The sequence below is a fragment of the Kushneria phosphatilytica genome, from assembly GCF_008247605.1.
GTDB classification, from domain to species: Bacteria; Pseudomonadota; Gammaproteobacteria; order Pseudomonadales; family Halomonadaceae; genus Kushneria; species Kushneria phosphatilytica.
On the sequence record NZ_CP043420.1, the window covers coordinates 969,007 to 983,379 of the forward strand.

Annotated in this window: 11 protein-coding genes; 5 read left to right on the forward strand and 6 right to left on the reverse strand. The window is 58.7% G+C overall.

The features are described from left to right. The first annotated feature begins 191 nt into the window (after nucleotides 1-191). Nucleotides 192-839 carry a GntR family transcriptional regulator gene (locus tag FY550_RS04230; RefSeq protein ID WP_070975895.1) on the forward strand — a complete coding sequence of 216 codons (648 nt, stop codon included), beginning with the start codon at nucleotides 192-194 and terminating at the stop codon, nucleotides 837-839. Between the two features lie 8 nt (nucleotides 840-847). On the opposite strand, the gene FY550_RS04235 is transcribed toward FY550_RS04230, so the two are convergent. From FY550_RS04235 to phbB, 5 genes are all read right to left on the reverse strand, one after another. After that, nucleotides 848-1,474 carry an IMPACT family protein gene (locus FY550_RS04235; RefSeq protein ID WP_070975897.1) on the reverse strand — a complete coding sequence of 209 codons (627 nt, stop codon included), beginning with the start codon at nucleotides 1,472-1,474 and terminating at the stop codon, nucleotides 848-850. Between the two features lie 15 nt (nucleotides 1,475-1,489). Then, nucleotides 1,490-1,969 carry a LexA family protein gene (locus FY550_RS04240; RefSeq protein ID WP_070975899.1) on the reverse strand — a complete coding sequence of 160 codons (480 nt, stop codon included), beginning with the start codon at nucleotides 1,967-1,969 and terminating at the stop codon, nucleotides 1,490-1,492. Between the two features lie 212 nt (nucleotides 1,970-2,181). Continuing rightward, nucleotides 2,182-3,885: a class I poly(R)-hydroxyalkanoic acid synthase gene (phaC, locus tag FY550_RS04245; protein WP_070975901.1), complete on the reverse strand. Its 1,704-nt coding sequence runs from the start codon at nucleotides 3,883-3,885 to the stop codon at nucleotides 2,182-2,184. Nucleotides 3,886-3,957: 72 nt separating this feature from the next. Continuing rightward, nucleotides 3,958-5,136, reverse strand: a complete 1,179-nt coding sequence (locus tag FY550_RS04250; protein WP_070975903.1) for an acetyl-CoA C-acetyltransferase — start codon at nucleotides 5,134-5,136, stop codon at nucleotides 3,958-3,960. 61 nt (nucleotides 5,137-5,197) lie between these two features. Continuing rightward, nucleotides 5,198-5,941 carry an acetoacetyl-CoA reductase gene (phbB, locus tag FY550_RS04255; protein WP_070975908.1) on the reverse strand — a complete coding sequence of 248 codons (744 nt, stop codon included), beginning with the start codon at nucleotides 5,939-5,941 and terminating at the stop codon, nucleotides 5,198-5,200. 266 nt (nucleotides 5,942-6,207) lie between these two features. Here phbB and FY550_RS04260 point away from each other — a divergent pair, with 266 nt between their 5' ends. Beyond that, nucleotides 6,208-7,323, forward strand: coding sequence for an AraC family transcriptional regulator (locus FY550_RS04260; protein ID WP_070975910.1), 1,116 nt, complete (start codon nucleotides 6,208-6,210; stop codon nucleotides 7,321-7,323). 152 nt (nucleotides 7,324-7,475) lie between these two features. After that, entirely contained in the window at nucleotides 7,476-8,186 is a 711-nt protein-coding gene (gene phaP / locus FY550_RS04265) for a TIGR01841 family phasin (RefSeq protein ID WP_070975913.1), read from the forward strand. A 39-nt stretch (nucleotides 8,187-8,225) separates the two neighbouring features. Here phaP and phaR read toward each other — a convergent pair whose 3' ends face one another. Next, the gene (gene phaR / locus FY550_RS04270; protein ID WP_070975915.1) at nucleotides 8,226-8,762 is read right to left on the reverse strand and encodes a polyhydroxyalkanoate synthesis repressor PhaR; all 537 of its coding nucleotides are present in this window, start codon (nucleotides 8,760-8,762) and stop codon (nucleotides 8,226-8,228) included. Between the two features lie 281 nt (nucleotides 8,763-9,043). On the opposite strand from phaR, the gene smc reads away from it, so the two are divergent. Continuing rightward, entirely contained in the window at nucleotides 9,044-12,544 is a 3,501-nt protein-coding gene (gene smc, locus FY550_RS04275; protein ID WP_149054378.1) for a chromosome segregation protein SMC, read from the forward strand. 206 nt (nucleotides 12,545-12,750) lie between these two features. After that, nucleotides 12,751-14,265, forward strand: coding sequence for a cell division protein ZipA (locus tag FY550_RS04280; protein ID WP_070975917.1), 1,515 nt, complete (start codon nucleotides 12,751-12,753; stop codon nucleotides 14,263-14,265). Nucleotides 14,266-14,373: the final 108 nt, after the last annotated feature.

Consider the following 14,373-nt stretch of genomic DNA (forward strand, 5'->3'; position numbering starts at 1 on the left):
GGAGAAGGGCGTCACCGGAGGTGGTCTCCATGCCGATGTTGTGAGTTGTTGTCGGCTAAGGCCGATGTGTATGCTGCTGACGAAACAGGAATCGATTAAATCCAGAAAATCGATTTTCTGTGACTTACTATGCTGAGCGCCGCTTGACGCTGTCAACGCCTGTTCACCTGCAAGAGAGTCATCCCGTTGCAATGACTGCCGAATCCGTTTCCGAGCTCTACGATGCCTTGCGTCGCGATTTGATCAACGGCTGCTATGGGGCCGGTGAAAAGCTCGCGATCACGACGCTGAAAAAACGTTATGGGGTAGGGCTGAGTCCACTACGCGAGACGCTTAACCGACTGGCAGCAGTGGGATTACTGGAGCAGTCCCATCAGCGTGGCTTCCGGGTGCCGCGTCTCACCCGGGCGGCACTGGATGATGTCGCCACGCTCAGGCGACAACTGGAAGGGGAGGCGCTGGAGCAGGCCATTGCCAGGGGAGACCATGAGTGGGAGGTCGAGCTGGTCGCAGCATTGCATCGACTCAGGCAGCATCAGGGGGATTTCGACAGTAGATCCCACGAACACTGGGAGTTGATGCATGCCCGCTTTCACAAGGCGCTGGTGGCTGGCTGTGGCTCGCCGTGGCGGTTGCGATTTCTGGAACAACTCTACGATCAGTTTGATCGCTATCGACGGCTGGCGCCACAGCTCGAGCAACGGCGCGAGCAGCTCGACGATCAGCATGCCCGGCTGGTCGAGTATGCGCTGGCACGTGATGCCCAACAGGCTCGGGCCCTGCTTGAGGCACACATTGAACTCTCCTGGACGGTCGCCCTGCAAAGCTGTAATGAGTAGCGAGGCCGTCAGCTCGTTGCGGGATCGTGCAGGCTCAGTCGCCCACCCACGCGCGAAGTGAGTTCGCTGAAGTCATTACCGCCATCCTCGGGCCAGGCGATCGTCAGGAGGACTCCTTCGGCGCCATAATCGGCGCTGAGCACTTCGCCCTCATGCTCATCCAGCCAGCTGCGGGCAAGATGCTCTGCCGCAAAATCGACACCCAGTGTCAGCTTGCGGCGGGGCACTTCAAGACGCGTCGGCAGTGCGTCGAGTGTTCGGCTCACCGTTTGAGCGTAGGCGCGAGCCAATCCGCCGGTACCCAGTTTGGTGCCACCGAAATAGCGCGTTACCACGCAGGCGATCCGGCCCAGTCCGCTGCCTTCGAGCACCTGATACATGGGACGTCCGGCAGTACCGCCGGGTTCACCATCATCGGCAAAGCCAATCGCCTGTTGTTCCCCCGGTGGGCCGGCAATGAAGGCCAGGCAGTGATGGCTGGCATCCGGATAGTATTGACGCGCCCGTGTTACCAGCTGTTGGGCAACTTCCGGTGTTTTCGCGGCGGCGCACCAGCCGATGAAACGACTTTTGTTAACCTCGATGTCGGCCACGTGGCAGTTATCGACACCGACGGCGGGCATGTAATAGCGCAAGGGTGATTCCGGAGGTCAGGCTGCCTGGTCCGGGGCCGGACGGCGGGCGACGCCCATCACCAGTCCCAGCACCTGGACATCATCATTTTTCAGATGAATCGGGGCCATTTCACGATTGGCCGGCTCGAGCCGGACACCGGATTTATCGATATAGAGTCGCTTGAGGGTAACTTCCTGATTATTGATCAGTACCACGGCGGTCTCACCGTTTTCAGCGGATTCGAAACGCTCGATGATGATGATATCGCCATCATGGATATTACAGTCGATCATCGATTCGCCGCGCACCCGTAGTGCGTAGGTGTTGCGTCTTACCATGCGCGAGGGGATGCGCACCGTCTCGTCGTTCTGGCAGGCCTCCATCGGCAGGCCGGCAGCCACCGTGCCCAGCAGCGGGATATCTACCAGGTCACTGGCGTCGATCTCCTCCCAGGCATCGTCGGTCAGTGGAATATTGGGGCGGCGGTGCAGAAAACGCGGTTCAGCGTACGGCATGCGATAACTCCCTGCGACGAAAACGAGGCATCCTGCGGGTAATCGACGAGGCTGACGCCTCGTGCAGGCCATCGTCACATTCCCTGACAGTGGCCGGAGAACCAACCGGCATCATAGCAGCCGCGCACGGGACGTGGAATGTAACGAATGGGGTAAGGTGCAGGGCGTTGTCCGGCAGTTGCCGGTTCAAGGCCTGAGGCTGTTCGCTTCGCTTATTTTCTGACATAGCGGCCGGGCGCCGCTTCGATAGGGGGGTATTCGGCACTGCCAGCATGATGGGTCGCTGGTCCCAATTCGTCACTGTGCTCGGCAAGCCAGGAGAACCAGTCCTCCCACCAGCTGCCCGAATGTTTTTCGGCTGTCGCAAGCCAGGTCTCGGGATCAGCCGGCAGCTCCGTGTTGATCCAGTAATGACGCTTCTGGTGGACAGGTGGGTTGATCACGCCGGCAATATGTCCTGAAGCACCAAGAACGAAGCGCTTATCCCCCGGTAGCAGATCAAGGCCGGTATAGATGCTGCGCCATGGCACGATATGGTCATCGTGTGTCCCGAACAGATAGGTCGGCACATTGATCCGGTTCAATTCAATCCGGACACCACAGCACTCGACATCGCCGGACTTGAAGTCGTTCTGCAGGTAGGCATGACGCAAATACCAGCAAAACATGGGGCCGGGAAGGCTGGTGCTGTCGTTGTTCCAGTACAGGAAATCCAGCGCCCTGGGCCTTTTACCCTTCAGATACTTGTCAACGTTGTAATTCCACCACAGCTCGTTGGGACGCAGTAACGAGAAGGTATTACCCATGTCTTCGCCGCGAAAGATGCCAGGAGCGCCTCCCTGACCGCCTATGGTTCGCTCGTAACGTGACACCAGTTCCTCATCGATGAAAAGTCCGATGGAGCCGGTCTGGGAATAGTCGAGAAAGGAGGTCAAAAGACTCAGGGTATTGGCCACATTCTTGTCTTTTCGTGCCGCCAGCACTGCCAGTGCGCAGGTTAAAAGGGTGCCTCCAATACAATAGCCGACGCAGTTCAACCGAGGCGACTCGCTGATGGAGCGTGTCACCTGGATGGCCTGGATGACCCCATCCTGGATGAAGTCATCCCAGGTCAGTTCGGCTTCTTCAAGATCAAAGTTGCGCCAGGAGATGAGAAAAACCGGATGCCCCTGTTCGAGTGCATATCGAATCAGCGAGTTCTCGGGACGCAGATCGAGCACGTAGAACTTGTTGATGGTAGGCGGAACAATGAATAGTGGAATCCTGTATTGCCGCTCGCTGAGCGATCGGTACTGGATGAGCTGGAAGAGTTCGTTCTCGAAGACCACGTCGCCCGGGGTCGTTGCCAGATCGCGACCGATCACGAAGTCGCCCGGATCGCTCTGGCGCATCTTGCCTTCCTGGATATCGCTGGCCAGATGCAACATGCCAAACAGCAGGCTGGTCCCTCCGCTGGTGATCCACTGGTCAAGTGCATCCGGGTTACTGGCGAAATAATTGCTGGGGGCATTGGCGGCAATGGTCTGTTCCACCAGATAGTGCAACCGCAACCGGGATTTTTCATCATCGATCTTCAGCTCTTCAATGAGCTTGATCATGTAACGCGAGTTGAGAAGATAGAAGGCGGCCAGCGAGCCGAAAAAAGGTAATCGCCAGTTGTCGCTTTCAAACCGTTTGTCGTTAAAACTGAAGGGGGTCTGAGTGAGCGACTGTAGACCGAGCTGATACCACTCCTGCTGATAATCCATCTGCAGCTGTTGCAGTCGCGAGACCGGGATATCGAACCATTGCGAATTGATCCGATCCCTGAACCAGGGCACTTCGCTCATCCAGAGACGCAGTTGCTGCAAGGCAATGGTCGTGACAAAGGGTACCTGTGCAGACCAGTAACTGCTGAACGAAGGTATCTGATACATGACACTGTCCTGAAATGACGTAAAAACAGTCGGGAGTGGTCGTGTTGTCATGCAGTATTCGACCGTCCGTATTCAGCGTTCGATGGCAAGCGCGACGCCCTGTCCGCCACCGATGCACAGGGTGGCCAGGCCCTTGCTGGCATCCCGCCGAATCATTTCATACAGCAGGGTCACCAGAATGCGGCAGCCCGAAGCCCCGATCGGATGACCCAGGGCGATGGCACCACCATTGACATTGACCCTGTCGGGGTCCCAGCCGAGTTCCTTGTTGACACTCAGCGCCTGGGCTGCAAAGGCTTCATTGGCTTCGATCAGATCAAGCTCATCCATTTTCCAGCCAGCCTTTTCCAGACAGCGCTGGGTCGCTGGCACCGGGCCGATCCCCATAATGGCCGGGTCCACGCCTGCGCTGGCGTAAGCAACGATTCGCGCCAGTACCGGTAGTCCAAGTGCCTCTGCCTTTTCGACACTCATCAGCAGGGCAGCCGCGGCGCCATCGTTCAGGCTCGAGGCATTACCAGCGGTCACGCTACCTTCCTTGTTAAAAGCCGGCTTGAGTCTGGCCAGGGAGTCGATGGTGGTTGCCGCGCGCGGCTGCTCATCGGTATCAAACACAATCGGGTCACCCTTGCGCTGGGGGATCGTGATGGGCGTGATCTGCTCGCGGAAATGCCCAGCCTCGATGGCAGCCACTGCCTTCTGCTGCGAAGCGGCGGCGAAGGTGTCCTGAGCCTCACGGCTAATTCCGTATCGGGCCGCCAGATTTTCCGCCGTTATGCCCATGTGACAATCGTTGAAGACATCCCAGAGCCCATCCTGAATCATGCTGTCGATGAGAGTGGCATGGCCCATCTTCAAACCGGTACGGGCGCGCGGCAGGACGTAGTTGGCCAGGCTCATGTTTTCCTGGCCTCCGGCCACGATTACCTCCGCGTCTCCGCAGCGTATGGCCTGTGTCGCCAGATGTAGCGCCTTGAGTCCCGAGCCACAGACCTTGTTCAAGGTCATGGAGGGAATACCTGCCGGCAGCCCTGCTCCAATCGCCGCCTGGCGCGCCGGATTCTGGCCCACGCCGGCGGCCAGGACCTGGCCGAGAATGGCTTCATCCACCTGCTCCGGCTCAAGCCGGGTCTGTTCGAGCAGCCGGCGAATCACGGCTGCCCCCAGCTCGGTCGCTGGCGTTCCGGCCAGGGTACCCTGGAAACTGCCCACTGCCGTACGGGTTGCAGCAACGATGACGACTTCTGTCATATGGCACCTCATAAAAATCAATACCTTACAGATAGCGATAATTTTTTCGCATTGCTGTCATCTACTGCATGTTCATGCCGCCGTTGAGCGAGAAGTCGGCTCCGGTGGCATAGGCGGACTCCTCTGATGCCAGCCAGGCCACCAGGCTGGCCACCTCCGCCGGCTGTCCCAGCCGGCCAACGGGAATCGTGGCGGTAATCTGTTCGAGTACTTCCGGGCGCATGGCATCGGTCATGGCTGTTGAGATGTAGCCGGGCGAGATCGTATTCACCGTGATGCCCTTGCCGGATACCTCTCGTGCCAGCGCCATGGTGAAACCGTGGATGCCGGCCTTGGCCGCCGAATAGTTGGTTTGGCCGAACTGGCCTCGCTGGCCGTTGACGGAGGAGATGTTGATGATGCGCCCCCAGCCCTTGTCGAGCATGTCGCCGATGATCTGTTTGGTGGTGTTGAAAAGGCTGTTGAGGTTGGTGTCGAGCACCGCTTGCCAGTTTTCCGGAGTGAGCTTGCGGAAACTGGCGTCCCGGGTGATCCCGGCGTTGTTGATCAAAACGTCGATGGGCCCAATCTGCTCGCGTAGTTCGGCGATGGCCTGTTGCGTGTTTTCCCAGTTAGCCACATCGAGCTCGCAGATGTGGAAATCGAAGCCTGCTTCGTGCTGGGCAGCCATCCAGTCCCGCTTGCGTTCGGAGTGCAGACTACAACCGGCGACAACCCTGAAACTTTCCTGATGCAAACGCTGGCAGATGGCCGTGCCGATTCCACCCGTTCCACCGGTGACGAAGGCAATCCTGTTATGGCTCATGGGCTTCCTTCCCCTGAATGTTGTGCAATAGCGATAACCGGCGCATATATCTCTGACGCGGCATCTGGATGACACATGATTCAATACTGATTCTGGGCACAGGCCTGTGAAGCGGAAGTGTCTTTCGATGACATCCTGTTGGCTCTGGATGACAGGCACCGCGGGTTGGTGAGATCGGCGCAGAAATATTGATTAGGCTTGAGCAAGCATGGGCGGGAATCAGGGAGACGCTTTACTGGATCGAACTTGTGTAATGGGTACGAACCATGTTCACAGTCAGCTACAGTCTTGTACGGCTTGTCGAAGAGATGCTGCGAGCCGAAGGCCTGAATCGTGCGGAACTGCTGCAGCAGGCCGGCCTGCCAGATGATCCGTTCACTGGCCGGGTGGGATGTCGACTACGCGACTTTGCGCAGTTGCTGAATCTGGCTGCAGTACGCCGTCGCAATCCGGCATTCGGCCTGAAGGTGTACGGTCGCACTCGTCCCGACAGCTATGGCGTGGTGGGCTACGCCATGCTGTCGAGCCCGACCCTGAAAGCGGCCATGGAACGTTTTACGCGTTTCCATCCTCTCATCGTCACCGGGCTGAATGTTTCCCTGACCACGGTGGACCAGCTGTCCTGTCTGCAGTTCGAGGCCTGTAGTGAAAAGGATGGCCTGCCGTATCAGTTCTTTGATTTCGAAATCGCGGCGCTGATGTTCTATTTGCGCTGGCTGTGTGACGACCTGCAATTCAGACCGATACAGGCCGAGTTCATGCATGCGGAGCCAATATATGCCGCTCCCTATCGTCGCCTGTTGCAATGTCATCTGAACTTTGGTGCCCCCCGCTATGCTCTGATCTTCGAGCGCGCCACGCTGGAGCGGCCGCTGAGTTTCGCGGATGACGCTCTGGCCAGGGTCCATGAAGCGCTGGCCGAGCAGCGGTTGAATGAACTGGGTTCACGATTGAGCGCCTGGCGTGTTCAGCAGCTCATCATGTCCCGCCTTTCGAGCGGGGAGCCTGGCATCGAGGATATTGCCGAGTCGCTCTGCGTCAGCAAGCGCACCCTGCAGCGCTGTCTCAAGAGAGAAGGGGCGCTCTACAAGGATCTGCTCAATGCTGCCCGACGTGACCAGGCACACTTCTTTTTGTGTCATTCACACATCACGCTGCAGGAAGTCGCCTATCGGTTGGGTTTTCACGAGCACAGCAGCTTCTTCAGAGCCTGCTCACGCTGGTTTGGCATGACGCCAGGACAGTACCGTGCCCATCACCGTCGGCTGCGAGAACAGCAGGAGAAGGAGTCTTCCACAGTCAGGGTATTTCGTCTGCCTGTCCGTGATGCGAATGAGGAAAATGCAACAACGTATGGCCGGGGTATTTTGACCCGACAATAATGATAAAACCGTGATTCACGTTTTTGTGCAGTGCAAAAAAAGAATTGCATTTCTCTTTTGTGCGCCGCAATAATGAGAGCCGTCTTTCGAGACGAAGTGCACGCATTGATGACTGCCGACTATCAGACCCGCACCAGGGCAGGAGGTACCAGATGTATTCCTTCGGCATGGAAAGAATGCAGAGTTTTCAGAAAGCCCATCTCGATGGCTTTCAACAGCTCATGGAAACCGTGTATCAGGATACCGAAGAGCTGTCGCGTCTCTATCTGAAGAATATTCACGCTGCGACCACTGACCACTGTGAACACGTGCGCAAGCTACTTTCGGTGCGTGATCCACAGGCCTTCTTCGATCTGCAGGCGACCTATCTGGCACGACCGAATGAGCAGGCCGAACGCTTCATGGAGTTCAATCGTCAGGCCTACGATCTGTTCTCTCATCTCCAGGCGGAAATCACCCGGCTGGCCGAGCGGCAGATCACTGCCACGGCGCAGCAGGTTCAGGAAATGGAAGAGGAGTTCAGCCGCAACGCCCCCTCCAGCGCCAACCCGGCGATGACCATGTTCAGGAGCGCCGTCGAAACCGCCAGTAATATGTACGAGAATGCGGATCGGGCAACGCAGCAGGCCTTCAATCACACCGGCACAGCGACCCGGCAGGCCGCCGAGGAGGGTGCCAGGGCTGCGCAGCAGGCGACGGAGGAGACGGCCAACGCCGCGCAGAAGGCTTCCGATGGTGCTGCCAGGGCGACTCGGCAGACGGCTGACGACATCGCTAAAGCGACCGGGCAGTCCACCGGTAATACGACGAAGAGCAAGGCGTCCGGTAGCAACCAGACCAATCAGGGTAAAAAGACAAGCTGATCCGTATTTGGTGAAGATCAGTTATCAGGATGACGACGATCACTCCTGTTCGTCGTCATCTTCTTTTCGATCTGCTTTCTTATGGGGCTGGGGAGGAAAACCGGAAAACATGTCCCACATCCGCCTGGAGTTGGCGTAAAGGGTTCTGGAATGTTCGACATGCTGATGCATCAGCTCCTGCAATACCGGCGTTTGGCGCTGCATGAACTCCTGCCATGCCCGGGTTGATTGCCTGCCGGCCTCGGTCTGAATATCGATAACGGTTTTGATGCTCTGTTCGAGATAGCGCCCCAGCTCGTTCTGGAACGGACCATAGAAACGGATCAGGTCGCGGAGCATATCACTGGAAAAGATAGGTTCGCCGTCGTTTTCGGCTTCCTGGATGATCTGCAACAGAATGACCCGGGTAAGATCCTCCCCGGTTCTGGCATCCACCACCTGGAAAGGCTCTTCCTCAATTACCATCCTGCGAATGTCGGCCAGTGTGACATGGCTGCTGGTGCGCGTATCATAAAGACGACGGTTGGCATATTTTTTGATCAGCCGGATATCGGTACACGGCTCACTGACTGACATGAGTTTTCTCGCACTGCAAAAAACACATGATAACCTGAATCCTCGGGATTGTCCGGACAGTTCTTGCCATTATTATTCTCTCGAACAGTATTACCGACACTCGGCCAACTCTGCTGATGCTGCATGATCAGGGGCTCTGCATAGGCTTGTGAAGTGTGGTCATCTGCAAAGTACCTGTTGCTTCCTGCTTGACGCCATCGATAACAGCGGGGAAAGTCAGGGCGCTTCGCCGGGGGGCGACGAAGCTGCAACATCAGCCAAGCGGGAGAAACGGGACGCGCATGCGCCTGACATCGATCAAACTGGCCGGTTTCAAGTCGTTCGTCGACCCGGTTACGGTGCCTTTCGAGGCCAACATGACGGCGATCGTCGGGCCCAATGGCTGTGGCAAGTCCAATGTCATTGATGCCGTACGCTGGGTCATGGGTGAATCCTCGGCCAAATATCTGCGCGGCGAATCGATGGCGGATGTCATCTTCAATGGCTCGACCGGCCGCAAGCCGGTAGGGCAGGCATCAATCGAGCTGACGTTTGATAATAGCGCCGGAAAGCTGGGCGGGCCCTATGCCGGTTATGCCGAGATTGCCGTGCGCCGCGTGGTCACGCGTGACGGGCAATCCCAGTATTTTTTCAATGGTCAGAAGTGCCGCCGACGCGATATCGCCGATCTCTTCATGGGAACCGGTCTGGGGCCACGCTCCTACGCCATTATCGGCCAGGGCATGATCTCGCGATTGATCGAGGCGCGACCCGAGGAGCTGCGCGCCACGCTCGAAGAGGCTGCCGGCATCTCGCGATACAAGGAGCGGCGTCGCGAAACCGAAAATCGCATGCGCCGTACCCAGGAAAACCTCGAGCGCCTGGATGATCTGCGTGAGGAACTGGATCGTCAGCTTGAACGTCTCAAGCGCCAGGCAGACGCGGCGCGCCGCTACCGTGACCTCAAGGAGCGCGAACACCGATTACGTGGTGAGCTGGCCCTGATGCGTGGCAATGCCCTGCGCGCGCAGCAGCGTGAGCAGGAAGCGCGAGTCAGCGAGCTGGAAACCGGCATTGAACGCGAATTGCTGAGCCTGCGTGAAAGCGAAACCCTGCTTGAGCAGACGCGCCAGGATCACGACGCCATGAGTGAAACCCTGGAGCAGCACCAACGCGCGTTCTATGACACCGGGGCTGAAATTGCCCGTCTCGAACAACAACTTGAGGCGGCGCGTGCTCGTGAGCGTCAGCTTGCCAGCGATATTGATTCGGTAGCGCGCGACATGGCCGAAATCGACCGGCTGGGCAGCGATGATGAGCAACGTCTGTCGCAGCTCAATGAGCGGCTCGCCGAACTCGACCCGGAACGTGAGCAGGCGGCCGAGGCACTGGAAACACTGGAGGCGCAACTCGAGGAAGCTGACGAGGTGCGTCAGAACGCTCAGGAGGCGTGGCAGACGTTTGACGAGCAGGATCGTGAGGCGCGGTTTGCTGCCGAACGAGCCCAGGGGGAAGTGCAGCGGCTTGAACGTGCCATTGCAGAGCTTGCCAGTCAGTTATCGCGAAGCGACAGCCGTCTGGCGGAGCTGCCCGAGGCAAGCGAGCTGGCGCAAGAGCGCAGTGAGTGCCGCGAACAGTTGGCCATGCTGGATGAGCAACGCGAAGAACTCGAACAACAGCGCCAGGCTGAACGCGCGCGTTATGACGAGGCCGAACAGGCCATCGAGACAGCGAGTGGCGAGCGCGAGCGTAATCAGGCACGTCGTCACAGCCTGGAAGGCGAACGCGCCTCTCTGGAGGCGCTGATCCGGGCGGCACTGGAGAGCGATGACGAGACCCTGGCGAATCATATCCAGGCGCATGAGCTGAAGAACCTGCCGGTGCTGGGTGAACGGCTCGAGGCCGATGAGCCCTGGGCGGCGGCAGCGGATCAGGTGCTGGCACCCTGGCTGTCCGCACGTACGGTAGCGCCCGGTACCTCGCTTGAAGCATTGACCACGCTGCCCGGTGGCGAGCTGCGACTGGTGGAGGAAGGTAACGACTTCGGTGCGCCACCCGCTGATACCCTGGCTGCCGTCGTTCGCGGTGTTCCGGCCCTGGGTGAGTGGCTGGGACGTATTCGGCTGGCACATTCTCATGAAGAAGCCATGGCGCAGCGCCCCGGATTATCTCCGGGAGAGAGCGTCCTGACACCGGACGGCCTCTGGCTGGGCAAACACTGGGCGCTGCGCCATGGCGGTGGTGAGCGTCATGACAGTGTGATTGCCAATCGTCAGCGTCGCGATGCCCTCGACACCGAACTGGCACAGCTCGATGAACAGCTCGAGGCCGTGGATGATCGGCTGCGCGAGGCTCGGGAGCGTCGCAGTCAGGCCAGTGAGGCACTTGAGTCATGTCATCGGCGCCAGCGTGAGCTCGATGGCCAGCGTCAACCACTGGTAGCGCGTGAAGGACAATTGGCGAGTCGGGTAGAGCACGTCGAGTCGCGCCGGCGTGAGCTCGAGGAAGAGCACGAATCGCTGACTGAAACTCTTGAAACGCGTCGCGAGGAGTTCGAGCAGGCACGTGCCACCCACAGTGAAGCCATGGCGACGGTCGAGGAGAATGCCGACCAGCGTGAACAGCTCGATGCTCGCCGGCGCGATACTCGCGAACACTGGGAATCGCTGTCGCATCAGTTGACGCCCCGGCGCGAGTCACTCAATCGTCTTGATATGGAACGCCAGCGGCTGGTCACCGAGCGTGAAGGCATCGAGTCACAGCGTGCCCGCGCGCGGGATCAGCGCGAGCGGCTTGAAGAGAAGCGTGAGCTTTTAATCGCGCAGCGCGAGGAAGGCGTCGAACCGATCGAGGAGATGAAGGAGCGGCTCGAAGAGTACCTCGATCGCCGCGCTCGCGAGGAGCAGGCGCTCAATGAGCGGCGTGATGAGGCCAGTGGACTGGCAGAGCGCATGCGCAGTCTGGAAAGTGGCCGTCAGGGCCATGAGCGACGTATCGAGGAGCTGCGAGGTCAGCTCGAACAGCGCCGGATGGAAGTTCAGGCACTATCGCTGAAGGGGGATGCCCAGTTCGAGCAGCTTCAGGAACAGGAACATGATCCTGATGCGCTTGCTGCCGGCTTGCCCGAGAATGCGGAAGAGTCGAGCTGGCAACAGGAGCTGGAGTCGGTCAGCGAGAAGATACGGCGATTGGGTGCGATCAACCTGGCCGCCATCGAGGAGTACGATCAGCAGGCGGAAAGGCGAGACTATATCGAGGGGCAGCATCGCGAGTTGACCGAAGCGCTGGAGACCCTGGAACGAGCGATTCGCAAGATCGATAGTGAAACGCGCAGTCGCTTTCGTCAGACCTTCGATGACGTCAATGCCGGATTCGGCGAGCTTTTTCCACGGGTGTTTGGCGGTGGTGCTGCCTGGCTGACCATGACCGGCGAGGATCTGCTGGATACCGGCGTGGCGATCATGGCACGTCCGCCGGGCAAGAAGAACACGACGATCCATCTGCTTTCCGGCGGTGAGAAGGCGCTGACTGCGCTGTCACTGGTATTTGCCATCTTTCAGCTCAATCCTGCGCCATTCTGCATGCTCGACGAAGTCGATGCGCCGCTCGATGATGCCAACGTGGGTCGCTATGCAAAGCTGGTTCGAGAGATGTCGGAGAGCGTGCAGTTCATTTATATCACGCACAACCGTATCGCCATGGAAGCGGGTGATCGTCTGATGGGCGTCACCATGCAGGAACCTGGTGTCTCGCGGCTGGTCGCAGTAGGGGTAGAAGAGGCCGCAGCACTTGCAGAGGCATGAATATGTCCCAAAAGTCGCTTCTATCGGAGTGAAATGCTTGCATCCCGGCTTAAATGAAGTTACCAACTTGGCATAGCCCAAGGGTGCAGGGATAATCGAACATGTTTACAGCGCTGGTATCCGTTCGGGTGCTCGCCGGTGAATTCAGATGATCGGGCCATGCGACGGACAGCGTGGCGCCCATATACAAAAGACAGGCAAGGTCCATGGAATTACGTGAATGGCTCATCATCCTGGGGCTGGTGCTGGTGACCATCATCATCGTCGATGGGGTGCGGCGTCTGCAGCGCCAGCGTCGTGGCCTGCGTCTTGATATCTCGCGTGATATCGATCCCGATGATCCACCCAGGGACCAGGACGATATACGCCGTGAGGAGCAGGTCAGCTGGGAGTTGCCCAATGGTGGCGCTCGTGTGGTGCGGCCCGAGCAGCATGAACACGATGACGAGCCCTCTGTAGCTGCCGGTTCGAATAGCCGTCATCAGGTAGATGAAGAAGTCGACCTGACGGACCGACGCGCTCCCGACTGGCAGGAACATAATCGTCGGATGGAAGAGCGTTGGCAGCGCCGCGGGGAAGCCGCCGGGCCCGAGTTTGAAGCCGATGAGTCTTTCGCGCGTGATCACGATGACGACGAGGCGGATGACTGGCCGTTCAACGATGAACTGCGTGGTCCTCGACTGGCGGCGAGTCGTGATGATGACAGGCTCGATCCGCTGGAAGATCCCGATAGTCCGCCGTTGATCCGCGACACCCGGGCACAGCGTGATGAGCGCTGGCAGGCGTTCGATGACTCCGATGCTTCTTCTCATCCTCATGATGAAGCGTTGGATGATGAAGAAGCGTATGACGAGCCGCCTCGCCGTCGTCCGTTGTCCGGCCTGCGTGACTGGGCGCAGTCGCAGATTGATGCGCTGGATCAGAAACGTTCGGAACAGACCCAGCGGCGAGAGGCAACTGCCCGGCAGCGGGAAGAGGCGAAAAAAGAGAAAAGTGCCGAACGTCGTCAGGCGCCTGCCTCGGCGGCCCGGAAGGGAGCGCCCGAGCATGAGCGCGTGCGGGATCTGCCGCCGCAGGATGATCAGCCGGCCATGCGGGAGTCTCCACCCCGGCCACCGTCTTATGCCGATGAAGAAGATCACCTGTCATCTCATGAGATGTCGGACGACTTTGCCGATGAGGCGTTCGAATCGTCACGTGGTATCGCCCGTCATCCGGCCGTGGAGCGTGCTCGTCGACATCATGTCTCGGCGGGAAGAGCCCGTAATGCGCTGTCGGATGCCGAAGAGATCATCGTCATCAGTGTCAATTCACGTGACGAGGAAGGGTTCAATCGTCCCGATCTGCTGCAGCTGGTGCTTGCCTGTGGTCTGCGCTACTGCGAAGAGATGGGCGTCTTTCATCGTTTCGAGACCGAGGCGGCTGACAGCGGGCTGCAGTTTTCCATGATCAACAGTCTCAAGCCTGGTACTTTCGATCTGGATGACATGGATGATGGCACTCTCCCGAGCGTGACCTTTCTGATGCCACTCCCCGGTGCTGAAGATGCTCCCATGGCATTCGAGGCCATGGTCGAAACCGCCATGGTGCTGGTGCGCAATCTGGGCGGTGAGCTCAAGGATGAAAATCGCAGTGTGATGACAGCGCAAACCATCGAGTTTGCCCGTCAGCGGGTGCGCGATTTCGAACGACGCTGGCGGTTGCATCGCCAGGCACACTGACTGTGGTGTTGTTATCCTGTTGCAGGGGCCCTTCGGGGCCCCTTTTGCGTTAATGCCGGGCAATACCTGCGGTGCAAGCCGGCGCGACGATTGCCTATAATGCGAATC

Excerpts from the sequence above, each read along its gene's own strand:
- phaP (WP_070975913.1), top strand. The coding sequence starts at position 7,476 with ATGTATTCCTTCGGCATGGAAAGAATGCAGAGTTTTCAGAAAGCCCAT.
- FY550_RS04230 (WP_070975895.1), top strand. The coding sequence starts at position 192 with ATGACTGCCGAATCCGTTTCCGAGCTCTACGATGCCTTGCGTCGCGAT.
- FY550_RS04240 (WP_070975899.1), bottom strand. The coding sequence starts at position 1,969 with ATGCCGTACGCTGAACCGCGTTTTCTGCACCGCCGCCCCAATATTCCA.
- FY550_RS04250 (WP_070975903.1), bottom strand. The coding sequence starts at position 5,136 with ATGACAGAAGTCGTCATCGTTGCTGCAACCCGTACGGCAGTGGGCAGT.
- phaR (WP_070975915.1), bottom strand. The coding sequence starts at position 8,762 with ATGTCAGTCAGTGAGCCGTGTACCGATATCCGGCTGATCAAAAAATAT.
- phbB (WP_070975908.1), bottom strand. The coding sequence starts at position 5,941 with ATGAGCCATAACAGGATTGCCTTCGTCACCGGTGGAACGGGTGGAATC.
- FY550_RS04280 (WP_070975917.1), top strand. The coding sequence starts at position 12,751 with ATGGAATTACGTGAATGGCTCATCATCCTGGGGCTGGTGCTGGTGACC.
- FY550_RS04260 (WP_070975910.1), top strand. The coding sequence starts at position 6,208 with ATGTTCACAGTCAGCTACAGTCTTGTACGGCTTGTCGAAGAGATGCTG.
- smc (WP_149054378.1), top strand. The coding sequence starts at position 9,044 with ATGCGCCTGACATCGATCAAACTGGCCGGTTTCAAGTCGTTCGTCGAC.
- phaC (WP_070975901.1), bottom strand. The coding sequence starts at position 3,885 with ATGTATCAGATACCTTCGTTCAGCAGTTACTGGTCTGCACAGGTACCC.